General features: G+C 57.5%; 23 protein-coding genes. 16 read left to right on the top strand and 7 right to left on the bottom strand.

From position 1 onward, the window contains the following. Positions 1 to 59 precede the first annotated feature (59 nt). The 3 genes from H8709_RS07630 (at position 60) to H8709_RS07620 (ending at position 2777) form a co-directional block, all read left to right on the top strand. Complete coding sequence (locus H8709_RS07630) at positions 60 to 1700, top strand: hypothetical protein (RefSeq protein WP_262397788.1); 1641 nt, start codon at positions 60 to 62, stop codon at positions 1698 to 1700. Between the two features lie 346 nt (positions 1701 to 2046). Further along, positions 2047 to 2538 carry a helix-turn-helix domain-containing protein gene (locus H8709_RS07625; protein ID WP_262397787.1) on the top strand — a complete coding sequence of 164 codons (492 nt, stop codon included), beginning with the start codon at positions 2047 to 2049 and terminating at the stop codon, positions 2536 to 2538. Continuing rightward, positions 2535 to 2777 carry a hypothetical protein gene (locus H8709_RS07620; RefSeq protein ID WP_262397786.1) on the top strand — a complete coding sequence of 81 codons (243 nt, stop codon included), beginning with the start codon at positions 2535 to 2537 and terminating at the stop codon, positions 2775 to 2777. The genes H8709_RS07625 and H8709_RS07620 overlap by 4 nt, the downstream gene beginning before the upstream one ends. Before the next feature lie 87 nt (positions 2778 to 2864). On the opposite strand, the gene H8709_RS07615 is transcribed toward H8709_RS07620, so the two are convergent. The 3 genes from H8709_RS07615 to H8709_RS07605 are packed head-to-tail and all read right to left on the bottom strand — an operon-like array spanning position 2865 to position 4913. Continuing rightward, complete coding sequence (locus H8709_RS07615) at positions 2865 to 3017, bottom strand: hypothetical protein (RefSeq protein ID WP_262397785.1); 153 nt, start codon at positions 3015 to 3017, stop codon at positions 2865 to 2867. Positions 3018 to 3054: 37 nt separating this feature from the next. Further along, the gene (locus H8709_RS07610; protein WP_262397784.1) at positions 3055 to 4200 is read right to left on the bottom strand and encodes a nitrilase-related carbon-nitrogen hydrolase; all 1146 of its coding nucleotides are present in this window, start codon (positions 4198 to 4200) and stop codon (positions 3055 to 3057) included. Then, complete coding sequence (locus H8709_RS07605) at positions 4197 to 4913, bottom strand: hypothetical protein (RefSeq protein ID WP_262397783.1); 717 nt, start codon at positions 4911 to 4913, stop codon at positions 4197 to 4199. The genes H8709_RS07610 and H8709_RS07605 overlap by 4 nt, the downstream gene beginning before the upstream one ends. A gap of 599 nt (positions 4914 to 5512) precedes the next feature. Between H8709_RS07605 and H8709_RS07600 the strand changes: the two genes are divergently transcribed. The 6 genes from H8709_RS07600 to H8709_RS07575 all read left to right on the top strand — a co-directional run bounded on the left by H8709_RS07600 (position 5513) and on the right by H8709_RS07575 (position 9558). After that, positions 5513 to 5866: a DRTGG domain-containing protein gene (locus tag H8709_RS07600; protein ID WP_262397782.1), complete on the top strand. Its 354-nt coding sequence runs from the start codon at positions 5513 to 5515 to the stop codon at positions 5864 to 5866. Beyond that, positions 5863 to 6291 carry an ATP-binding protein gene (locus tag H8709_RS07595; RefSeq protein ID WP_262397781.1) on the top strand — a complete coding sequence of 143 codons (429 nt, stop codon included), beginning with the start codon at positions 5863 to 5865 and terminating at the stop codon, positions 6289 to 6291. The genes H8709_RS07600 and H8709_RS07595 overlap by 4 nt, the downstream gene beginning before the upstream one ends. A 71-nt stretch (positions 6292 to 6362) precedes the next feature. Continuing rightward, entirely contained in the window at positions 6363 to 7691 is a 1329-nt protein-coding gene (locus H8709_RS07590) for a [Fe-Fe] hydrogenase large subunit C-terminal domain-containing protein (protein WP_262397780.1), read from the top strand. Next, positions 7688 to 8038, top strand: a complete 351-nt coding sequence (locus H8709_RS07585) for a hypothetical protein (RefSeq protein WP_262397779.1) — start codon at positions 7688 to 7690, stop codon at positions 8036 to 8038. The genes H8709_RS07590 and H8709_RS07585 overlap by 4 nt, the downstream gene beginning before the upstream one ends. A gap of 181 nt (positions 8039 to 8219) precedes the next feature. After that, positions 8220 to 8759: a flavodoxin family protein gene (locus H8709_RS07580; protein WP_262397778.1), complete on the top strand. Its 540-nt coding sequence runs from the start codon at positions 8220 to 8222 to the stop codon at positions 8757 to 8759. Between the two features lie 136 nt (positions 8760 to 8895). Next, positions 8896 to 9558, top strand: a complete 663-nt coding sequence (locus H8709_RS07575) for a PHP domain-containing protein (protein WP_262397777.1) — start codon at positions 8896 to 8898, stop codon at positions 9556 to 9558. A gap of 301 nt (positions 9559 to 9859) precedes the next feature. Here H8709_RS07575 and H8709_RS07570 read toward each other — a convergent pair whose 3' ends face one another. After that, positions 9860 to 10759: a M14 family metallopeptidase gene (locus H8709_RS07570; protein WP_262397776.1), complete on the bottom strand. Its 900-nt coding sequence runs from the start codon at positions 10757 to 10759 to the stop codon at positions 9860 to 9862. A gap of 536 nt (positions 10760 to 11295) precedes the next feature. On the opposite strand from H8709_RS07570, the gene H8709_RS07565 reads away from it, so the two are divergent. The 6 genes from H8709_RS07565 (at position 11296) to H8709_RS07540 (ending at position 17403) form a co-directional block, all read left to right on the top strand. Continuing rightward, positions 11296 to 11841 carry an NUDIX domain-containing protein gene (locus tag H8709_RS07565; protein ID WP_262397775.1) on the top strand — a complete coding sequence of 182 codons (546 nt, stop codon included), beginning with the start codon at positions 11296 to 11298 and terminating at the stop codon, positions 11839 to 11841. A gap of 555 nt (positions 11842 to 12396) precedes the next feature. Next, positions 12397 to 12894, top strand: coding sequence for an NADH-quinone oxidoreductase subunit NuoE family protein (locus H8709_RS07560; RefSeq protein ID WP_262397774.1), 498 nt, complete (start codon positions 12397 to 12399; stop codon positions 12892 to 12894). A gap of 3 nt (positions 12895 to 12897) precedes the next feature. Further along, positions 12898 to 13455: an ATP-binding protein gene (locus H8709_RS07555; RefSeq protein ID WP_262397773.1), complete on the top strand. Its 558-nt coding sequence runs from the start codon at positions 12898 to 12900 to the stop codon at positions 13453 to 13455. Then, positions 13456 to 13833: a (2Fe-2S) ferredoxin domain-containing protein gene (locus H8709_RS07550; protein WP_262397772.1), complete on the top strand. Its 378-nt coding sequence runs from the start codon at positions 13456 to 13458 to the stop codon at positions 13831 to 13833. Between the two features lie 18 nt (positions 13834 to 13851). Then, the gene (gene nuoF / locus H8709_RS07545; RefSeq protein WP_262397771.1) at positions 13852 to 15642 is read left to right on the top strand and encodes an NADH-quinone oxidoreductase subunit NuoF; all 1791 of its coding nucleotides are present in this window, start codon (positions 13852 to 13854) and stop codon (positions 15640 to 15642) included. Between the two features lie 21 nt (positions 15643 to 15663). Further along, entirely contained in the window at positions 15664 to 17403 is a 1740-nt protein-coding gene (locus H8709_RS07540; protein WP_262397770.1) for an NADH-dependent [FeFe] hydrogenase, group A6, read from the top strand. A gap of 323 nt (positions 17404 to 17726) precedes the next feature. Here H8709_RS07540 and H8709_RS07535 read toward each other — a convergent pair whose 3' ends face one another. The 3 genes from H8709_RS07535 to H8709_RS07525 form a co-directional block, all read right to left on the bottom strand. Next, positions 17727 to 18173 (bottom strand): hypothetical protein, encoded by a 447-nt coding sequence (locus tag H8709_RS07535; protein ID WP_262397769.1) that lies wholly within the window; start codon positions 18171 to 18173, stop codon positions 17727 to 17729. A gap of 14 nt (positions 18174 to 18187) precedes the next feature. Continuing rightward, positions 18188 to 18637, bottom strand: a complete 450-nt coding sequence (locus H8709_RS07530) for a LytTR family DNA-binding domain-containing protein (protein WP_262397768.1) — start codon at positions 18635 to 18637, stop codon at positions 18188 to 18190. Between the two features lie 145 nt (positions 18638 to 18782). Beyond that, entirely contained in the window at positions 18783 to 19673 is an 891-nt protein-coding gene (locus H8709_RS07525; RefSeq protein ID WP_262397767.1) for a class B sortase, read from the bottom strand. A 361-nt stretch (positions 19674 to 20034) separates the two neighbouring features. On the opposite strand from H8709_RS07525, the gene H8709_RS07520 reads away from it, so the two are divergent. Beyond that, positions 20035 to 20196 carry a hypothetical protein gene (locus tag H8709_RS07520; protein WP_262397766.1) on the top strand — a complete coding sequence of 54 codons (162 nt, stop codon included), beginning with the start codon at positions 20035 to 20037 and terminating at the stop codon, positions 20194 to 20196. Positions 20197 to 20439 lie beyond the last annotated feature (243 nt).

Genomic DNA, 20439 nt, shown 5'->3' with positions numbered 1-20439 from the left:
TCAGTCGAAAGCGAAACGCACCCGCAAAGCTATCCGCGTTTCGTAGAAAGGGGAAAACCATGAAAAAGAATAAAAGATATTTCGTCATCGCGCTCGTTCTTTTGCTCATGCTCTGCATCGCTCCGGTGCTTAACGCATTCCAGACCACCGTCGAGATGCCCGCATCCGATCCCGCCTCCCGCCATCTGACCCAGATTGGCGATGAGGAAACCCCGCTGGCGCAGCTCCCCACCACCTTAAACGGCGAGGACGCTTCCATGGCGGCCCCTGCCGCTCAAGCCGTCGCCGTCCAGCGGACCCAGCCTTTGGCAAACACGGTCGCGCAGATCACCGCCCCCCGGGTGGAAGCGGCCGAGACCGCCTACCAGCAGGCCGAAACCGCGTCCTCCAGCGCCTCCATCCAGGCGTCGGACGCAGCGGCCAAACGGGAAGAAGCACGCCAGAAGGCAGAAGCAGCAAAAGAGCAGGTACGCATCGCAGAGGAAGCACTCTCTCAGGCGCAGATAGCCGCCGACGAGAAGGCGCAGGCATTGGAAGATGCCCTCTCCGCGAAAGATGCAACCGCCGATCAGGTGGAAGCCGCGAAATATGAGGCGAAAAAAGCCGCCCAGGCGAAAGACGACGCCACAAAGGCCGCCGATGAGAAGGCGAATGCCGCCAAAGACGCCCAGGCCGCTGCCGACAAGGCGGCTGCCGAAGCGAGCGACGCCCGCGCAAAGGCCGATGAGGCCGCTCAGAAGGCCGCCCAGGCAAAAAAAGCCTACGACGATGCGGTCGCAGCCGCCGGCAAGGCGCAAGACGCCGCCAAAGACGCGGAGCAGTCCCTGGCCGACGCCAAAGCGGACAGCAAAGTCTACGATGTCATCGCCTGCCTGCTGACTGGTATCGACGAATCTGAGATCAATGCGCTCTCCCACGTCTATCACGATGGGAAAGACTACTTTGAGTGGATCAATTCTCTCAATTCCAACGGCCAGATCTATGCGGTGGCACTCAACGAATATCTGGACAACAGCGGTATCCTGGCCGATGGCGACGCATACACCTATCGCCTTTTCAAATGCGATGGCAGAACGGAAAAGGGCTTTAACGTATTCATCACCATGACTTCCGTCGTCGACGAGGCCAAAGGCACCACCGTCGCCCATGTCATCAAGTACAACACCGCGACCGGAGTTTATTCTGACGGCTCCACCGAGGTGGACTACGACAATCAAAACAACAAGATCATCAGCGGCGGAAAATACACCGTCGAGAAGGACGTCACCGACGAAGCCAACGCGGCCATCCAGGCCAAACAGGACGCCCAGACCCAGCTCGATGAAAAAAATGCCGCCGTCAAAGACGCAGAATCTGCAAAAGAAGAGGCTCTCATCGCCTACAACGACGCACAGGCGAAGGCAGACGAGGCCGATCAGAACGCAGCTTCTAAAGAAGATGCCGCCAAACACGCCCAGGACAAGGCTGATGCGGCAGCCGCCGACGCCGAGGCCGCGCAGAAAGACGCCGAAGATGCCGCGCAGGCTTCCGACAGCGCCGAGGAGCGGGTAAACGACGCCATTGCCGCCGATCAGGACGCCCAGCAGACCGTTTCCGACGCACAGTCGGAGAAGGACACTGCCGACGAGGCCGTTTCCGACGCACAGTCGAACCTGGAGAGCGCCCATGAGGCTCTCAGGGACGCGGAAGCGGCTCTATAACCCATCATGACTAACAGCCGCCATCAGGCGGCTGTTTTTCTGCCGCCTGCCGGCGGGGCGGCAAGTTGCCGCTGACACACCGCGTTTGAACGTATTCGCGACCCAACGCGGGTCACGCGACAGTGGTTCGAACTAGACCCAGAACGCGTCATGCCGACCACAGGTCCGCGCTATCCCGCACCGGCAGGTGCATTTTTAGGGAAAATACGGCAATAACAACCAATGGTTTCATATTTTGCAACTAACGGTAGGGCAGTTCAACCGCCACTCCCTTCCTTTTTGCCCGGCTATCCCCTATGATAAGGATACGGACAACAACCGATGAATGAATGAAAGAGGTAACGATATGAAAAGAACCATTGGCGAAAAAATTAATGATCTGAGAAAACAGAAAAATATGACCCAAGACGAGCTGGCGGAAAAGATGGGGGTCTCCTCCCAGGCAGTGAGCAAGTGGGAGAAGGACCTGAGCATCCCCGATCTTCCCGTCCTCATCGAGCTGGCCGACTTTTTCCACATCTCCCTGGACGATCTGGTCCGGGAACGGAAGGACATCGTGGAGTTTGTGCCCGCCGAACAGCGCAAGAATATCAACGAAATGTTTTTGCGGGTCAACGTCCAGACGGTGAAGGGGGATAAAGTCAAGATCAACCTGCCCCTGGCCTTCGTAAAAATCGCGGCGGACATGAAGATCGAAATTCCTCAGTTTAACGGCAGCGATATCCTCAAAGCGCTGGATCTGGATATGATCATCACCCTCATTGAAAGCGGGATGATGGGCAAAATCGTGGAAGTGGAAAGCAGCGAGGGGGATATCGTGGAAGTCACGGCCGAATGATGAAAATTAAAATCCATACCGAAGAAATGCGCGCCACCTTTTATCTCCCCACCTCCCTGGTGCTCAGCCGCCTGGGCCTCTCCATTGGGCTATATGTGGGCAGAAACTATGTCAGCGTCCCCGACGAGAAAAAAGCCGGTCTGCTGCTGCAGCTCAGGACGCTGCGCAGGCGGCACCGGGGGCTGTGCCTTGTGGACATCCACACCAGCGAGGGAGAAGAAATCGTCGTGACTCTGTAATTTACTCCCTTGCTGCGTGCCTTAATCAATCTCAGCTTTCCACCAAAAACCCCCGGGCAAGCCGTTGGCTTGCCCGGGGGTTTCTCTTTATTCCTGTGTAATACAGGCTGTCAGCGAGAAGACGAGCCCCAATCCCCCCACCACATAGGAAAGGGGCGTCTGGGTCATCACGGCCAGCAGCAGTCCGAACAATAACAGGGAAATGCCCCCAAGGGCTAGCTTCTGCGCTAAATTTTTCATAGAGCCTCCCTTTATTCACGGAGCTTTTCGCGTCTTCCTAGCGGACGCCCGCCGTCTCCCGGCGGGACGGCTCCTGTTCCTCCCTGTCTTCCGTTTCCTCCCGCGGGCCGTTTATTTTAGGCGCGGCGGGCGGCGCCACCGATAGGAGCATGTATCCCCGGGGCGCGTTCTTCCGGCAGAGAGCCGGGTTGTGGTCGGAGGTATAGATGTCCCTCGCATACTCCAGCCGGCTCAAATCCAGGCTGGCTGTGAGAACCGCGTCGTGCTTATAGCTGTCCGACTGCGCCAGCACCCCGGACAGGTCGCTGGTACAGGAGAAGGGGGCGTAGATGCCCGATTTGGCGTAGAGCTTCACATCAAAGGGCAGTTCTCCCAAGAGCACCGACTTGACCCCAAAGACGCCGGTTTCCTGCACCCGCATCTCCATGCCCACCTGGGCGCTGTAGGGATTAAACGGCCCCATGGAGAGGTCGCAGCCCAAGAGAATCTGCGCTCCTTTTTTTACGGCGATGTCCGCTACCTCGAAATAGTTGGCGTCCGCCCCAATAAGGATGGCGAGCTTCCCGATTTCGGTGTCGGCAACCACCGTCTCCTTGCCGCAGGAGAGCCCCATTCTCTGCTCCAAAGCGGAGAGGAAGATTTTGTCCTGGGTGGCGGCCAGATAGCCGAAGTGGTCAAAGAGGTAGGCCCGGTTATAAAGCCGGTCCTCCTCCCTCGTCAGGATGGAACCGCTGAGGATATAGAGATCGTGAAGTCTCGCAAGTTCTGAAAAGACGGTGAGATAGACTTCCGACACCGCTTCCGAGAGCTCCTCCATCATGTCCAGCGCCCGCCCGAGTCCCTCCTCCAGATCCCCGGCGGAGAGCACTTCCTTCTGGAATTTATGCCACACCGGCAGGGCGGAGAGAATCAGCATCCCGGCGTACTCGGGGAAGACCACCAGCTGAGCGCCCTCCTCCCGGGCCTTTTGGATGTAGGCGTTCATGTCCGCGATATAGTCAAACAGGCTCTGATAGGGCTTGACCGTCATGCTTACGGCGCTGACCCGGATGTCCTGGGGGCTAAAGCGGGCCATATTGCCGCTGGGGGTAATTTCTAGGTTATCAATGAGCTCCAAGAGCTTCTTGGGCTTTGCTTTGGAGAGGATCTTTTTTCGCGCCATGCGCAGGGAAAATCCATTCATCTGCCCTTCCCTCCCATCAGATACTCGGCGTTTTGTTTGACAAATCCATGGGCTGTCAATCCCGGAAGGGAGTAGTCAAAGATGGCGGGCGCGGACGCGGTGACGTCCACCGAAGCCGTCAGCTCCAGGGTGGGGGTGGGATAGACCACAAACCCGCTTTTGTCCTCAGTGGCCTCGCAGGGCGCGGTGACGCAGCATCGCTTATTGCTGACGCTGACCACCGTGAGATTGTTCTGCTGGGCCGCGTTCCAGGGTCCGGAGAGAATCCGTCCCCGGTTGTAGTCCCGGTTCTGTAAATGCTGGGCGGAGACGAGCAGCTGGGCCCCCATCATTTTGAGCATCCGCACCTGGAAGGGGTGATAGATGTCCACATCCACGCACAGGGCGATAGCGCCCAGCTCGGTGGGAAAAATCTTGAGATTTTCCGCCTTGCGGAAATGGCTCAGGGAAAGGGAGTTCAAATGGACCGCCCGCTGGGCGCCCAGGATATTCCCCTCCCGGTCGATCAGGGTCATGCATAGGTAGTCGAAGGCGGAAAACACCGACGGCACCAGATAAACCGCATATTTCATAGCGTATTCCATGCACTGGGAGAGATAATTCTTGGTATCGTATTCGGGGATGTAGTCCTTGGCCGGAGAAAACACCACCAGATCGCTGGCAGGGTCCGGCTTTTCAAAGGGCGGCACCACGGCTATCTTACATTCTTTCATGCGTACCTCCATCCGCCGCTGGCAAAACCCATCCCCCCATAGGGGGCTGGGCTTCCCGGCCGGCTGCCGCTGACGCGGGAGCTTTCACATCGGTTCTAGTGAAATGACCGCGTGAGATTCACGCGATCATTGTTGTCATTCCTGGTTGTCCCAGCCGCTGACAGGTTTATCCCAACGGCCGGTGCTGCCTCTTTCCCCATCCAGGGAAAGCGACAAAACTATACAAATTAAATTATACATGCTCGTTCCATAGAGTGCAATATTTTTCCTGGATTTCTTCCCCGCTTCTCCCCCTGGAAACATTTTCCCACCTGCCGGTGGAGGGTGTCGCGCTGTGGTGCGCCACCTGCCGGTGGGGGGTATCGCGCCGTGGTGCGTCGGTAACGGCGGCGCGGGTGACGCGACGGTGTCTCGAATAAACTCAAGTCGCGTCATGCCGACCGCAGGTCCGCGTCATCCCCCAGCGGTAGCTGGAAATATGAGTTGCCCCGGTGGGAAGTCAATGGTATAATCGAAGGTAAGAGAAACAGGCGTGTCCCGATGCCTGGAATAAGGTTTCAAAAGCATCCACCATTTTGCATCAAGCTAGGAGGATCCATATGACAGTATCTGATGTTCAAAAGATTTTAAAGGCACAGGTCATCTGCGGGGAAGACAGCATGGACCGTGAAGTGCACACGGCGTGCGGCAGCGATATGATGAGCGATGTCCTGGCCTTTGTCAAGGACCAGTCGGTGCTGCTGACCGGCCTTGTCAACCCCCAGGTGGTGCGCACCGCCGACATGATGGATATGGTCTGCATCATTTTCGTCCGGGGCAAACAGCCCGACGACGCCATCATTTCGTTGGCCAAAGAGCGGGACATCGTACTGATGGCCACTCCTTACCGCATGTTTACCGCTTGCGGCCTGCTCTATGAAAATGGCCTGAAGGGAGGCTGTGACATCGTATGAGTGCTCCAGTCAAACTCAAATACACGGTGCCCGGCGACGATTTCACCCGGGCGGGAGAAGCCTCCGGTTCCGTCAAAAAAGCCCTCAAAAAGCTGGGCGTGTGCCCCGACGCCGTGCGCAAGGTAGCCATCGCCATGTACGAGGGCGAAATCAACATGGTCATTCACGCAAACGGCGGCGAGATCACCGTGGAGATCACCCCCGAGGCCGTGGACATGGTCCTACGGGACCAGGGCCCCGGCATCGAGAACATCGACCTGGCCATGCAGGAAGGATATTCCACCGCGCCGGACAATGTCAGAGCCCTGGGCTTTGGCGCGGGCATGGGCCTGCCCAACATGAAAAAGTACACCGACGAGATGAAGGTGGAAAGCGAAGTTGGCGTGGGCACCACCGTGACAATGCGGGTCTATATCAAACAATAGCCCCTTTTGCCGCGAGCACAACGGCCGTCTTCTATGAAAAATAGGACGGCGGTGAGGAGTGACACGAAGGAATGGGAAATAGATTTCATTCGGTGACTTTGGACACCGACGCCTGCAAGGGCTGCATCAACTGCATCAAGCGGTGCCCCACCGAAGCCATCCGCGTGCGAAATGGAAAAGCGCACATCATCACAGAACGCTGCATCGACTGCGGGGAGTGCATCCGCGTCTGCCCCAACCACGCCAAGAAAGCGGTCTATGACAGCCTCTCCATCCTGGACAATTTTACTTATACCATCGCCCTGCCCGCCCCCTCCCTGTACGGACAGTTTAATAACCTCGACGACAAGGAGATCGTGCTGGACGCGCTCATTAAAATGGGGTTCGATTCGGTCTACGAGGTGGCGGCCGCCGCCGAAATCGTCTCCGACGCCACCCGCAAGCTGATGAAGCAGGGGGCGCTTAAGCTCCCGGTCATCAGCTCCGCCTGTCCGGCGGTGGTCCGCCTCATCCGGGTCCGGTTCCACGAGCTGATCCCCAACATCCTGCCCATCCACGCCCCAATTGAGCTGGCCGCCCGCATCGCCAAAAAGAAGGCCGCCCGTCTCACCGGGCTCCCCATGTCCGAGATCGGCGCCATCTTCATCTCCCCCTGTCCGGCCAAGGTGTCGGCCATCCGCTACCCGCTGGGCACGGAAAAAAGCTACGTGGATGGCGCCGTGGCCATCAGCGAGGTCTACCCGCCCCTCATCCACCTGATGAAGGAGGTCCAGGGCGAGGAAGAATCGGAATACGTGGTGGGCGCCGGGCGCATGGGTGTCGGCTGGGGCTCTTCCGGTGGAGAAGCCGCGGCCCTCATCAACGAAAAGTACCTGGCGGCCGACGGCATCGAAAACGTCATCAAGGTGCTGGAGGATTTGGAGGACGAGAAGTTCTCCGACCTGGAGTTTGTGGAGCTCAACGCCTGCAGCGCGGGCTGTGTGGGCGGCGTCCTGACGGTGGAAAATCCCTACATCGCCAAGGCGAAGCTCAAACGCCTGCGGAAGTATCTGCCCGTCTCCTGCAACCATCTCCGGGACGAGCGGATGAGCACCCTGGAATGGGACGAGGAGCTCAAACAGAGCAACGCCCTTCAGCTCGCCGACGACATGGCGGGAGCCATGGAGAAGCTCAACGAAATGGAAGAGATCGTCGCCCGGCTCCACGGCTTGGACTGCGGCTCCTGCGGCGCGCCCTCCTGTATGGCGCTGGCCGAGGATGTGGTCCGGGGTTTTGCCACCGAAGACGCGTGTATCTTTAATATGAAGGAACAGATGCAGGGCATCCTACAAAAGATGACCCAGGAACAAAGCTACATCAAGCCCCCGTTTTCCGTCGCTCACGAGGAGGAGAAAAAATGACTGTCAAAGAACTCATAGAACGTACCGGTTTCTCCCCCATCTGCGAGGGGGACCTGACAAGAGAGATCCAAAGCGTCTACTGCTGCGACATGCTTTCCATCGCCATGGGCCGGGCCCCTGCCGACAGCGCCTGGGTCACCGTCATGGGCAATGTAAACTCTGTGGCGGTGGGCGCCTTGGCCGACGTCAGCTGTATCCTCTACGCCGAGGGCGTACAGCCCGACGCCGAGTGCAAAACCCGGGCCGCTCAACAGGGGATTACCCTGCTGGGCGCTGATCTGCCCGTCTTCGACGCGGCCCTCAAAATCCACCAGCACCTACTGGCGCGGGAGGATGAGGCGCTCTAGGTTTTTATTCAAGTCACAGCCGCGCCAGCTGACACTGGAGGACGACGCGCTCTAGGTTTTTATTCAAGTCACCGCCGACCCAGCTGCCACTGGAGGACGACGCGCTCTGGGTTTTTATTCAAGTCACCGCCGACCCAGCTGCCGCCGCGATCAGGAAACAGCACGATAAGGAGGTATTGTCATGAAAATATTGGTTCTCACTGGAAGTCCTCACAAAGAGGGAACATCGGCACTGCTAGCCGATGCGTTCATCGCAGGGGCCAGGGAAGCGGGCCACGAGGTCTCTCGCTTTGACGCTGCGTTTCATATGATCAATCCCTGCCTTGGCTGTGACCACTGCATGGAGCATAACGGCAAATGCGTCTACCGGGACGATATGGACGCTTTGCGGCGGGTGATTGTGGACGCGGAACTCATTGCCTTTGTGACGCCGCTCTACTACTTTGGCATGACGGCCCAACTCAAACGAGTCTTGGACCGGTTCTATGCCTTTAACGGTCAGCTCATGGACTCGCCCAAGAAGGCGGTGCTCTTGGCCACCGGTGCGGACACCGACCCCGCCGCCTTTGGGGCACTCGTTTCCCACTACGCCGCCAACTGCCGTTATCTGGGCTGGGAGGACGCCGGACAGGTGCTGGCCTTGGGCGTGGGCGTGCGCTCCGACATCGAAGCCACCCACTTCCCCCAAGCGGCCCGGGATTTGGGGAAATCGATCAAATAGCACGAAGAGGGCCCGGGAATCCTATCCCGGGCCCTCCGCCTAAAAGTCCGATTTTGCAAAGGAGGGAACCGCCATCAACCGGGTATTCTATGATCTCCATATCCATTCGGCCCTTTCCCCCTGCGGGGACAACGATATGACCCCGGGTAACATCGCCGGAATGGCGGCCCTCAAGGAGCTGGACGTCATCGCCCTGACCGACCACAATTCTTCCAAAAACTGCGGGGCTCTGATGAAGGCCGCCACCCCCTATCCGCTGATTGTCCTGCCGGGGATGGAGCTTTGTACCAGCGAGGAAATCCATGTGGTTTGCCTGTTCGATACTTTAGAAAAAGCCATGGCCTTCGACGCCTATGTGGCCGCACACTCCCCCGATGTGAAGAACCGGCCCGATATCTTCGGGGAGCAGCGCATTCTCGATGAGAACGACGAAATCGTGGGTGCTGTGGATCAGCTACTCATCAACGCCTCCCTCATTTCGGTCATGGAGGTGGGGCCTCTGGTGGAGTCCTTCGGCGGCGTGGCCTATCCGGCCCACATCGACAAAAGCGCCTATTCCCTACTCTCGAATTTGGGCTTTATTCCACCGGAGTGGCGGTTTCCCCTCTTTGAAGTCAAGGATAAAGGGAAGCTACCCAAACTACGGGAGGAGCACGACTATCTGGGCACCATCAACAGCGTCACCAGCTCCGACGCCCATTATTTACAGGACATCTCCGAGCGGGAAAACTCGGTGGAGTTGGGGAATCTTACCACGCAAGAATTTTTTACGGCGCTCAAAAACGGCTTCCAATTATAATAGGAAGGAAGAAGCCGCCGGGCCATATGGCCCGGCGGCTTCTTCCTTTATGTTGTGAGGGCCTTTTGGGCCCGTTGCTCCTCTTCCCGGCGTACGAAGATATGATATTCTTCATTCCCGACCCGTGTGGCTATGATGCCCGAGGGAACGGCGGCCCGGGCCGTCATACCCGCAGTCTTCACCCGAGCGGCAAGTTGCCGCTGACACGCCGCGCTTGAACGCATTCGCAACCGCAACGCGGGTCACGCAACAGTGGTTTGAACTAGAAGACCCAGGGTGCGTCATCCCGTCCCGGTAGGGACTAGAGAATCATGGCCAGAGTGAGCATCTCCCGGATTTTCTCGTAGATGGCGGGGGCGTCGGAATCGGGGAGGGGATTGCGTCCCTTCCCCACTTCGATAGTAAAGCCTGGACGGCTGTACTTCTGGATAAAATAGTCCTTGAGCCCGCCGTGGGAGGCAATCCCCTCCGGCTCGGACAGGGTATATCCGCTGGACGAGGCCAGAATCTGGGCCATCAGCTTGGACTGGTGGGGGGTATTGGGGCCGTAGTGGTAGTAAATTTCCTCCCCCTGGCTGTGAAAGCTATAAAGCGTCTTGACGTCAAAGGAGGAAATGAGCTGGGCGATGGCCTTGGTTTCCGGCTCGCTCATGGGCCGGTGCCCGCCGAACCGGGTGGGAGCGGGTTTGAGGATGTCGTAGGAAATCTCCATCTGTTTGAGGATATCCCAGCCCGCATCAAAATTGTGGTTGAGGTCCACGCCCCGGGCATTGGCCTGCCACTTTTCAAAGTGCCCGTCGCAGATCTCATAAATGCGTTTGGCCAAATGCATGCATCCCTTGGCCCCATGTTGGGCGATCTCTACCCCGTCGGGGTTGAGCATGGGCACGATGATGAGGCCTCTAGTCTCCTCCACCTTGCGCGGGTCCACGGCGCACAGACTTTTCCCTTCTTCCAGCGCCTCCATCAGCTCACCGGCAAACATCATGAGCAGACGGGACGTGACCCACTCCAAGCCGTGGGTGGCGCCCACCATTAGCGCCGCCTGACGCAGCTTCCCCATACCCAGCGCGTAAATATTGCGCCCCAGCACCGTCTTTCCTATGGTAAAAGCCTTCACCGGGCCGCCCTTTTTCTTGATGGCTAAAATTTGCTCCTCCAGCTGCGCGTATCCAAACGGTTGTTCCCTCGATTGTTCCATGGCAGACACCTTTTCCTCGTTTCGTTAGTACCCATTCTATGAAAAAAAGCTTGTCTATATTCAACTATCCCCGGAATATGCTATAATACAAGCATCGCCACCTGCTGAAGGGCAGCGGGCAATGCCCGCTCCTACACCGCGCTGCGGGCACAAATCAAAACATAAACGCGGGCGACGCGGCACTGTTGCCGATAAGGCCGAAGGGCGCGGCATGCCCGTCCCGGCAGGGGCCCCGCCGGTAGGCACAGCGGGCAATGCCCGCTCCTACACCGCGCTGCGGGCACAAATCAAAACATAAACGCGGGTGACGCGGCACTGTTGCCGATAAGGCCGAAGGGCGCGGCATGCCCGTCCCGGCAGGGGCCCCGCCGGTAGGCACAGCGGGCAATGCCCGCTCCTACACCGCGCTGCGGGCACAAATCAAAACATAAACGCGGGTGACGCGGCACTGTTGCCGATAAGGCCGAAGGGCGCGGCATGCCCGTCCCGGCAGGGACCCCGCCGGTAGGCGCGGTAGGCGCAAAGAGGATATCAATATGAAAACTTTATATGAAGAAACCATTGGCAGCGAACGCATCTATGAAGGCAGGGTCATCAACCTGCGCCGGGATACGGCCCGGCTCCAAAACGGCGCCGAAGTCACCCGGGAAGTGATCGAGCATCCCGGCGGCGTGTCGGTGGCGGCCTTTTTGGGCGACGATCTGCTCATGGTGCGCCAGTTCCGCTACGCGCCCAAAAAAGTGCTGCTGGAAATCCCCGCCGGCAAGCTCAACTACGGCGAGGACCCCCTTGATTGCGGAAAACGGGAGCTGGAGGAGGAAACCGGCTACCAGGCGGATGAGTTCATCTCCCTGGGCAAGATGCTCCCCACCTGCGCCTACGACGAGGAGGTCATCCACCTCTACCTGGCCAAGGGCCTGCACAAGACCCATCAGCACTTGGACGACGACGAATTCCTGGACGTGGAACCCATGAACTTCGAAAAGCTGGTGGACATGGTGCTCGCAAACGAGATCGAGGACGCCAAGACCCAGGTCATCATTTTAAAGCTCAAGCTGCTCCGGGATGCCGGAAGAATATAAGCCTCAGAGGGCGGACGGTGTCCGCTAACATATCGCGCTGTTCTCGTCGGCAACGGCAGTGCGGGTGACGCGGCAGTGCTGCGAACAAAACTTAAGTCGCGTCCTGCCCGCCGCAGGCGCCCCACCTGCCGGGCGGACGGTGTCCGCTGACATATCGTGCTGTGGCTCGTCGGCAACGGCAGTGCGGGCCACGCGGCAGTGTTACCAACAAAACTAAAGTCGCGTCATGCCCGCCGCAGGTCCGTGATGAACAGGACAATTGTTTAAAAATTCACAATCTTCGTCTGTCGCTTTTCGTAAAAGGCCGGGCGCAAAGAATGGAAAAAATATGAAATCTGTCCGGGATTCCGTTGTTTTGTGGGGGATTTTACCTGAACCTTTGTCTATTTTCCACAGAATTTCTGCTTTTGTTTGTGGCGCGGCGATATGGATTTTTATGAACCCCTATGATATAATTTTCATAATGCGCCGGGACTGCCATGGGGGTGTTGGGCCCATGGATCGTTATGAATTTAACAACCCCCGGCTACATCCGCTAAGGAGGTTAAACTTAAAATGGCTAAAAGCAATTCGACTGTTCCATTTAAAGGAACAAAAGAGCAGGAAGCACAGCTTAAACAGGTCATTGCAGAGCACAAAGAGCAAAAAGGTGCTTTGATGCCCGTGCTGCAAAAGGCACAGGACATCTATGGCTACCTTCCCCTGGAAGTGCAGGAAATGATCGCGCTGGGGCTGGACATTCCCCTGGAAGAGGTGTACGGCGTCGTCACCTTCTATTCCCAGTTCTCCCTTTATCCCAAGGGCCAGTACAAAATTTCCGTATGTCTTGGAACCGCTTGCTACGTCAAGGGCTCGGGCGACGTCTATGACAAGCTCAGCAGGAGCCTGGGCATCAAGGGCGGCGAGTGCACCCCCGACGGCAAGTTCTCCCTGGAAGCCTGCCGCTGCATCGGCGCGTGTGGTCTGGCCCCTGTTATGACCATCAACGACGATGTCTACGGACGTCTCACCACCGATGAAATCGACGGCATCCTGGCAAAATATCAGGACTAAGCCATGCAAGAGCTATCTTTAAACGTGCTGGACATTGCCCAAAACTCGGTCGTCGCGGGGGCGACCCTCATCCGCGTCAGCGTGGAGGAGGACCGCAGGGCGCACCGCATGGTCATCGTCATCGCGGACAACGGCTGCGGCATGGATGAAGAGACGGTCAAAAGGGTCATGGACCCGTTTTATACCACCCGCACCACCCGCAAGGTGGGTCTGGGCATCCCGTTTTATTCCATGCAGGCCAAAATGACCGGCGGCGATTTCTCCATTCAGTCGAAAGTGGGCGAGGGCACCACGGTGACCGCGTCCTTTGTGACAAATCACATTGACTGTCTGCCCCTGGGAGACATCAATGCGACAATTGTCTCCTTAGTCCAGTGCAATCCGGATATTGATTTTCTCTTTACCCGGAAGATCGACAGCCAAGCGCTTGAGATGGATACCCGGGTCTTCCGGGAAATTTTGGAGGGGGTTCCCCTCAATACGCCCGAGGTCATCGCCTATATCAGCGATTACCTCACCGAACAAACCCAAATCATCCAAGGCGAAAGGAATGAATCGTAGATGAAAAGTTTAGCTGAGCTTCAGGCAATCAGAGATAAAATGAAAGGCTCCGTCGGACTGCGCAAGGAGGATGGCGAAGACACTATCCGCGTCGTGGTCGGTATGGCTACCTGCGGCATCGCCGCCGGCGCCCGTCCGGTCCTGGCCGCCTTCACCGAAGAGGTCGCCAAGAGAAACCTGCACAACGTCATGGTCACCCAGACCGGCTGCATCGGCATCTGCCAGTATGAGCCCGTCGTGGAAGTCATGGCCCCGGGCAAGGACAAGGTCACCTATGTCAAAATGACCCCGGATAAGGTCGCCCGCATTGTCAGCGACCACCTGGTCAACGGCAATGTGGTCACTGAGTACACCATCGGCGCCAGCGCCAAGGCATAAGAAGAAGGAGGAAATCACATGTTTCGTTCTCATGTACTGGTCTGCGGCGGTACCGGTTGTACCTCCTCAGGCTCCGAGCAGATTATTGCGACTCTCGAAAAAGAGATTGAGCGCAATGGTCTGAAAGATGAAGTCAAGGTCATCAAAACTGGATGCTTCGGCCTTTGCGCGCTGGGTCCCATCATGATCGTCTATCCTGAGGGCTCCTTTTACAGCATGGTCAAACCCGAGGACATCCCCGAAATCGTCACCGAGCATCTGCTGAAAGGACGCATCGTCAAACGCCTGCTCTATCAGGAAACCGTGCAGGAAGACGACACCATCGAATCGCTCAACAACACCAATTTCTATAAAAAGCAGCACCGCGTCGCCCTGCGCAACTGCGGTGTCATCAACCCCGAAAACATCGACGAGTACATCGGTGTGGACGGCTACCAGGCGCTGGGTAAAGTCCTGACCGAAATGACCCCGGAAGAGGTCATCCAGGTGGTTCTCGATTCCGGGCTTCGCGGCCGCGGCGGCGCGGGCTTCCCCACCGGCCGGAAATGGTCCTTTGCCAGAGCCAGCGTCAATGAGCAAAAATACGTGGCCTGTAACGCCGACGAGGGCGACCCTGGCGCGTTTATGGACCGCTCCGTTTTGGAAGGCGACCCCCATGCGCTCATCGAGGCCATGGCCATTGCCGGTTACGCCATTGGCGCCAACCAGGGCTATGTCTACGTGCGCGCGGAGTACCCCATCGCGGTCAAACGCCTCCAAATCGCCATCGACCAGGCCAAGGAATACGGCCTTCTGGGTAAAAACATCTTCGACTCCGGCTTCGACTTCGACTTGGAGCTGCGGCTGGGCGCGGGCGCTTTCGTCTGCGGCGAGGAAACCGCGCTGATGACCTCCATCGAAGGCCACCGCGGCGAGCCGAGATGCCGTCCTCCCTTCCCGGCGGTCAAGGGCCTGTTCGGCAAGCCCACCGTCCTCAACAACGTGGAAACCTACGCCAACATCCCCCAGATCATCCTCAATGGGGCGGATTGGTTTAACTCCATGGGCACCGAGAAGTCCAAGGGCACCAAGGTCTTCGCCCTGGGCGGCAAGATCAACAACACCGGCCTTGTGGAAGTTCCCATGGGCACCACCCTCCGGGAGATCGTCGAAGAAATCGGCGGCGGCATCCCGGGCGGCAAGAAGTTCAAAGCGGCCCAGACCGGCGGCCCCTCCGGCGGCTGTATCCCGGCCGAGCATTTTGACATTCCTATCGACTACGACAACCTCCTCTCCATCGGCTCCATGATGGGTTCCGGCGGACTCATCGTCATGGACGAGGACACTTGTATGGTAGACATCGCGAAATTTTTCCTGGAATTTACCGTCGATGAATCCTGTGGTAAGTGCTCTCCCTGCCGCATCGGCACCAAGCGTCTTCTCGAGATGCTCGACAAGATCACCAAGGGCAACGCCACGCTGGAAGACCTGGATAAGCTGGAAGAGCTGTGCCACTACATCAAGGAAAACGCTCTGTGCGGCCTGGGCCAGACGGCCCCCAACCCCGTCCTTTCCACCCTGCACTTCTTTAGAGACGAGTATGTGGCCCACATCGTGGACAAAAAATGTCCCTCCGGCGTGTGCAAGGCCCTCTTAAGCTACGAGATTCAGGCCGATAAGTGCAAGGGCTGTACTTTGTGCTCGAGAATCTGCCCGGCGGGAGCCATCTCCGGCGAAGTCAAGAAAGTACATACCATCGACAAGCAGAAATGCGTCAAGTGCGGCGCATGTATGGAAAAATGCCGCTTCGGTGCCATCGTCAAGAAGTAAGAAAAGGAGTGTACCTCACCCATGGAGAATGTAAATATCAAAATTAACGGTATGCCCCTGTCCGTGCCGCAGGGCTCTACCATTCTTGAAGCTGCACGGTATGCGGGTATCCATATTCCCACCCTTTGCTACATGAAGGAAATCAACGCCATCGGCGCCTGCCGTATCTGCATGGTGGAAGTCAAGGGCGCCAGAAGCCTGGTTGCCTCCTGCGTCTACCCGGTCAACGAGGGCATGGAAGTCTTCACCAACACCCCCAAGGTGCTCTCCTCCCGGAAAATGACCTTGGAGCTCATCCTTTCCACCCACAACAAGGCGTGCCTCTCCTGCGTGCGCTCGGGCAAATGCGAACTGCAGACCCTGTCCCAGGAGTTTGGCTGCGACGCCAACTACTTCCAGGGCGAAAACGAAGTCTATCCCATTGACGACTCCGCCGCCCACATGATCCGCGACAACTCCAAGTGCGTGCTCTGCCGCCGCTGCTCCGCCGCCTGCGCCAATCTGCAGGACATCGCGGTCATCGGCCCCAACGAGCGCGGCTTTAAGACCCACATCGGCTGCGCCTTTGAAAACAATTTGGCCGACGTGGCCTGCATCTCCTGCGGCCAGTGCATCGTGGCCTGCCCCACCGGCGCCCTGCACGAGAAGGACCAGACCGACAAGGTTTGGGAGGCCCTCAGCGATCCCACCAAGACCGTCATCGTCAACACCGCCCCTTCCATCCGCGTCACCCTGGGCGAGAGCTTCGGCATGCCCATCGGCACCAACGTCAAGGGCAAGATGGCCGCGGCGCTCCGCCGTCTTGGATTTGCCGGTGTATTTGACTGCGACGTGGGCGCGGACCTGACCATCATCGAGGAGGCCAACGAGCTCATCGAGCGGGTCCAGAACGGCGGCAAGCTCCCGATGATCACCTCCTGCTCCCCCGGCTGGGTCAAATACTGCGAGCACTACTTCCCCGAGTTCATCGACAACCTCTCCTCCTGCAAATCGCCCCAGCAGATGTTCGGCGCGGTCGCCAAGACCTGGTACGCCGAAAAGATGGGCATCGATCCCAAGGATCTGGTGGTTGTCTCCGTCATGCCCTGCACCGCCAAGAAGTTCGAGACCGGCCGTGACGACCAGGATGCGGCGGGCGTTCCCGACGTAGACGTGGCTCTCACCACCAGAGAGCTGGCGCGGATGATTCAGCGCGCGGGCATCGACTTTGTGAACCTTCCCGACGAGGACTTTGACGCGCCTCTCGGCATTACCACCGGCGCGGGCGCTATCTTCGGAGCCACCGGCGGCGTCATGGAAGCGGCGCTTCGCACCGCTGTCGAAACCCTCACCGGCGAAGAGCTGCAGAAACTGGAATTTAACGAAGTGCGCGGCACCGCCGGCATCAAAGAGGCCTCTTACAACGTGGCCGGTATGGATGTCAAGGTGGCTGTTGCTTCCGGCATCAAGAACGCGAGAAAACTGCTGGAAAACATCCGCGACGGCAAAGCGGACTACCAGTTCGTCGAGATCATGGCCTGCCCCGGCGGCTGTGTCAACGGCGGCGGTCAGCCCACCCAGCCCGCGGAGGTCCGCAACAATGTGGACCTGAAAGCCAAGCGCGCGGCCGCCCTCTATGCGGAGGACGAGAACCTGCCGCTGAGAAAGTCTCATGAGAGCCCGGTCTGCAAGGTCCTCTACGACGAGTACTTTGGCAAGCCCGGCAGCCACAAAGCCCACGAAGTGCTCCACACTTCCTATGTCAAACGCGATAGATTCTAAGCCATATTATAAAGTTTAACCAAAGAAGAGGGCCGGTCTCCATCTGGAGACCGGCCCTCTTCCCACCTACCGGTGGGGGATGCCGCGCTGTGGCGCATCAGAAACAAAAAACGCGTGTGACGCGGCGGTGTCGCCAATGGAACCCAAGGGCGCGACATGTCCGCCGCAGGCGCGGCGGCGAGTCGCCGCTCCCATACCGCGCCACGGCCCGTAGGAAGCCTAAGCGCGAACAACGCGGCGGTGTCGCCAATGGAACCAAGGGCGCGACATGCCGACCGCAGGTCCGCGACATGCTGACCGCAGGCGCGGCGGCAGGCGCGGCACTAGGCGCGCGGCTGGGACTTTTTATAGGCGTCGAGCATCTGGGTGTACTTCTTGCCCGCCAGTTGGAAGCTGATCTGGAACGCGGCGGTGATGATGGCGATCAGTGCGGCCGCAATCAGGAGGAAGATCATCCAGTCTCCCAGCTTTTCCAGCGGGAACCAGTGAAACAGCACCGCGTACAGGCACAGCACCGCCAACATGGTCAGACTGCTCAGGAGAATTCGGCAGCCGTAGGCCATCCGCTTGATGACCACATCAGAAAACGCGATGAAGTGGAGCACCGCCGCGGTGGCGGCCACGACCAGAATTTCCAATAGACGCAGATAGGAGATGGCGGTGACGCCGCAGAACAAAAATGAGACCACGCCGTAGACAATGAGGATGCCGCCGAAAACCAAGGCCATGTAGCTTTTGATTCCCAGCACGATTTCTATAAACTTTTTCATGGATGTACCTCCCCCTATGCAATCCCGATTTTCTCTCGGAGCGCGGGCGCGTACTGTCGGGATACCAGCACCCGTTCCCCATTTTCCAGACTGAGCTCCAACCGTCCTCCAAACTCCGGACGCAGGGAGCTCACCCGTGCCAGGTTGACGATGGCCGACTTGCTGATGCGGATAAAGTCGGACCCCGAGAGCCTTTCTTCCAGCTCATAGAGCCGCAATGGCGTCTCATAGACCTCTTTGTCCTGATAGAGGAATGTCTTTTTATCCACCGTATCAATATAAAGGACCTCCCTCGTGTCCAACAGGAAGGTGCGGCCCTCCCGCCATCCGGTGAGCTTGTGCTCGAACATCCGCAGGGCCGCCAGCATCCGCAAAACCTCCGCGCTTGTCTCCCGGCACTTGATGACGATCTCCGTCTCTTCCAGTTGGGGCACCTCTTTGATCTCGATTTTCAGTACCCTCACCGCCCTTCTCTATTTCTCTCAGCTGATGCCCTTATCATAGCCCGGTTTCCCCGCCCTGACAAGGGCTTTTTCCCCAGCTGCACTGGGGCGCTCCTAAGATGCAAAAAAGCCCGCGCTTGTCAGCGCGGGCTTTTCTTTCTTTATCTTACAGGTTCGGTCGGACGGGATCGGGATTGGCGGTCACCGCATAGGGAACGGCCTTTTCCTCCTGGCGCAGAAGTCTCGCCATCACCACAAAGCGCTGGCGGTCGGTGCGGCCGAAACGGCGGGTACAGGTGGACAGGGTGATGATCTTGTCGTCCTTGTCGACCAGCACGTCATAGTCGTGTTCGCTGCGCTCACGGGCGCTTTCCACCACGGCCATGAACTCCTCGTCGGACTGGTTGGGGTAATAGTATGGAAAGGTGTCCTCGGTATAGAAAGACGCGAAAATCTTGTAGGTCATGCTCTGTTCTTCGGTGGTAAAGTGGATAAACAGATTTTCTTTGGCAAAATCTAAGTGCTGGAACGCCGTCAGCTGGGCGAACATGACGTCGTTTTCGTTGCCAATGCGAGGATCAGCGCTGTAATTGGTCCAGTTGTGCCCGTAGATGACCATATTGCGGGACATCTGGGAAGCATTGCCAAGGATATCCTCGTAATCGGCCCAGATGACGCCGTTGAAGCTATAATTTTTATCGTAGCCCAGGGACAGATAGGTGCTGTTGTTCTTATAATGGACTACGGGATAATCGATATTCGTGCCCTCTACCGTCAGCCAGCCCTTAACATCGCTGTTCTTGTCGCTGTATTCCTTGATTTTCTCAAACATGGTAGCATCCACATAGGGGGAATTTTCTAAGTTGCCGGACCCAGGCAGCATCTCCGCTTCGGTCAGCTCCGGCTTCGAGCTGGAAGAAGACGAGGAAATGGAGGAAGAACTGCTCGACGAACTGGAACTGGGCTCCTCCGGGGCTTTGAATACCACGTGGAAGACAAAACGATCCAAGACGGCGGCCAATAGAAGGAAGAGGACAAAGGCTGTGACAATCAGCACATTCCGATTGCGGAAGAACGCGCAAATCTTATTCCAAGGATCACTGGGGGACTTTTTATTCACTTTTTTCTTCAACTCCTACCCAAAGTATGATATCATTTCCGCCCATCAGGCTTTTTGGCAGAATCTTGTTCTATTATAGCACAAAATGGCCCTGCAATCGCGGTTTACAGCGAAATTTTTACAATTTATTTGTAAATTCCGGGCCGTCTTTGGTGGAAAAATTTTCATAATACATGTATTTCTTTTACATAATTCCCGTATCAATTTTACATCCATCGCATATACTAATAACTAGCCCGTCAAAAAGGGCGTCTATCATGACATGAAAGGAGTTTTCCCTCAGGGGGCGATGAACACAATGGAACACAACAATACTACAACTTATGCGGCCAGCCAGAACAATAATTACTCCACGTTGCATCAAAACCGATGGTTTGCCGTATCCGGCGACATCGACGACTTTATCTTTTATGATGAAACCGAGGATGGATATGAACATACTTACGTCAGTGAGAAATAGTCCTGCCGCCGATCCCCATGAATAAACCCGGAAGAAATGAAGTTTCATTTCTTCCGGGTTTTTTTATAGCCTTCAGCGGACCTGCGGTCCGCATGTCGCGCAATGGGCTTTCTACACCGCCGCCGCGCCCACGCTCAAGATTTTAACGAGCTATGCCGCGGTTTCCCCCGGCGGAGCCAGCCGGCATGACGCGCCCTTGGTTTTAGTCGCGACACCGCTGCGGCGCCCGCGCTCAGGGTTGCA

The organism is Zongyangia hominis (genome assembly GCF_014385095.1).
Taxonomy (GTDB): Bacteria; Bacillota; Clostridia; order Oscillospirales; family Ruminococcaceae; genus Zongyangia; species Zongyangia hominis.
This window is presented reverse-complemented; position numbering and strand designations above follow the sequence as displayed.

What these genes read in the sequence shown, in the direction of transcription:
- H8709_RS07620 (WP_262397786.1), top strand. Translation starts at nt 2,535, where the DNA reads ATGATGAAAATTAAAATCCATACCGAAGAAATGCGCGCCACCTTTTAT.
- H8709_RS07575 (WP_262397777.1), top strand. Translation starts at nt 8,896, where the DNA reads ATGACCCCGGGTAACATCGCCGGAATGGCGGCCCTCAAGGAGCTGGAC.
- H8709_RS07610 (WP_262397784.1), bottom strand. Translation starts at nt 4,200, where the DNA reads ATGAATGGATTTTCCCTGCGCATGGCGCGAAAAAAGATCCTCTCCAAA.
- H8709_RS07540 (WP_262397770.1), top strand. Translation starts at nt 15,664, where the DNA reads ATGGAGAATGTAAATATCAAAATTAACGGTATGCCCCTGTCCGTGCCG.
- H8709_RS07550 (WP_262397772.1), top strand. Translation starts at nt 13,456, where the DNA reads ATGAAAAGTTTAGCTGAGCTTCAGGCAATCAGAGATAAAATGAAAGGC.
- nuoF (WP_262397771.1), top strand. Translation starts at nt 13,852, where the DNA reads ATGTTTCGTTCTCATGTACTGGTCTGCGGCGGTACCGGTTGTACCTCC.
- H8709_RS07535 (WP_262397769.1), bottom strand. Translation starts at nt 18,173, where the DNA reads ATGAAAAAGTTTATAGAAATCGTGCTGGGAATCAAAAGCTACATGGCC.
- H8709_RS07630 (WP_262397788.1), top strand. Translation starts at nt 60, where the DNA reads ATGAAAAAGAATAAAAGATATTTCGTCATCGCGCTCGTTCTTTTGCTC.
- H8709_RS07565 (WP_262397775.1), top strand. Translation starts at nt 11,296, where the DNA reads ATGAAAACTTTATATGAAGAAACCATTGGCAGCGAACGCATCTATGAA.
- H8709_RS07605 (WP_262397783.1), bottom strand. Translation starts at nt 4,913, where the DNA reads ATGAAAGAATGTAAGATAGCCGTGGTGCCGCCCTTTGAAAAGCCGGAC.
- H8709_RS07595 (WP_262397781.1), top strand. Translation starts at nt 5,863, where the DNA reads ATGAGTGCTCCAGTCAAACTCAAATACACGGTGCCCGGCGACGATTTC.
- H8709_RS07615 (WP_262397785.1), bottom strand. Translation starts at nt 3,017, where the DNA reads ATGAAAAATTTAGCGCAGAAGCTAGCCCTTGGGGGCATTTCCCTGTTA.
- H8709_RS07570 (WP_262397776.1), bottom strand. Translation starts at nt 10,759, where the DNA reads ATGGAACAATCGAGGGAACAACCGTTTGGATACGCGCAGCTGGAGGAG.
- H8709_RS07560 (WP_262397774.1), top strand. Translation starts at nt 12,397, where the DNA reads ATGGCTAAAAGCAATTCGACTGTTCCATTTAAAGGAACAAAAGAGCAG.
- H8709_RS07585 (WP_262397779.1), top strand. Translation starts at nt 7,688, where the DNA reads ATGACTGTCAAAGAACTCATAGAACGTACCGGTTTCTCCCCCATCTGC.
- H8709_RS07625 (WP_262397787.1), top strand. Translation starts at nt 2,047, where the DNA reads ATGAAAAGAACCATTGGCGAAAAAATTAATGATCTGAGAAAACAGAAA.
- H8709_RS07520 (WP_262397766.1), top strand. Translation starts at nt 20,035, where the DNA reads ATGGAACACAACAATACTACAACTTATGCGGCCAGCCAGAACAATAAT.
- H8709_RS07580 (WP_262397778.1), top strand. Translation starts at nt 8,220, where the DNA reads ATGAAAATATTGGTTCTCACTGGAAGTCCTCACAAAGAGGGAACATCG.
- H8709_RS07590 (WP_262397780.1), top strand. Translation starts at nt 6,363, where the DNA reads ATGGGAAATAGATTTCATTCGGTGACTTTGGACACCGACGCCTGCAAG.
- H8709_RS07600 (WP_262397782.1), top strand. Translation starts at nt 5,513, where the DNA reads ATGACAGTATCTGATGTTCAAAAGATTTTAAAGGCACAGGTCATCTGC.
- H8709_RS07555 (WP_262397773.1), top strand. Translation starts at nt 12,898, where the DNA reads ATGCAAGAGCTATCTTTAAACGTGCTGGACATTGCCCAAAACTCGGTC.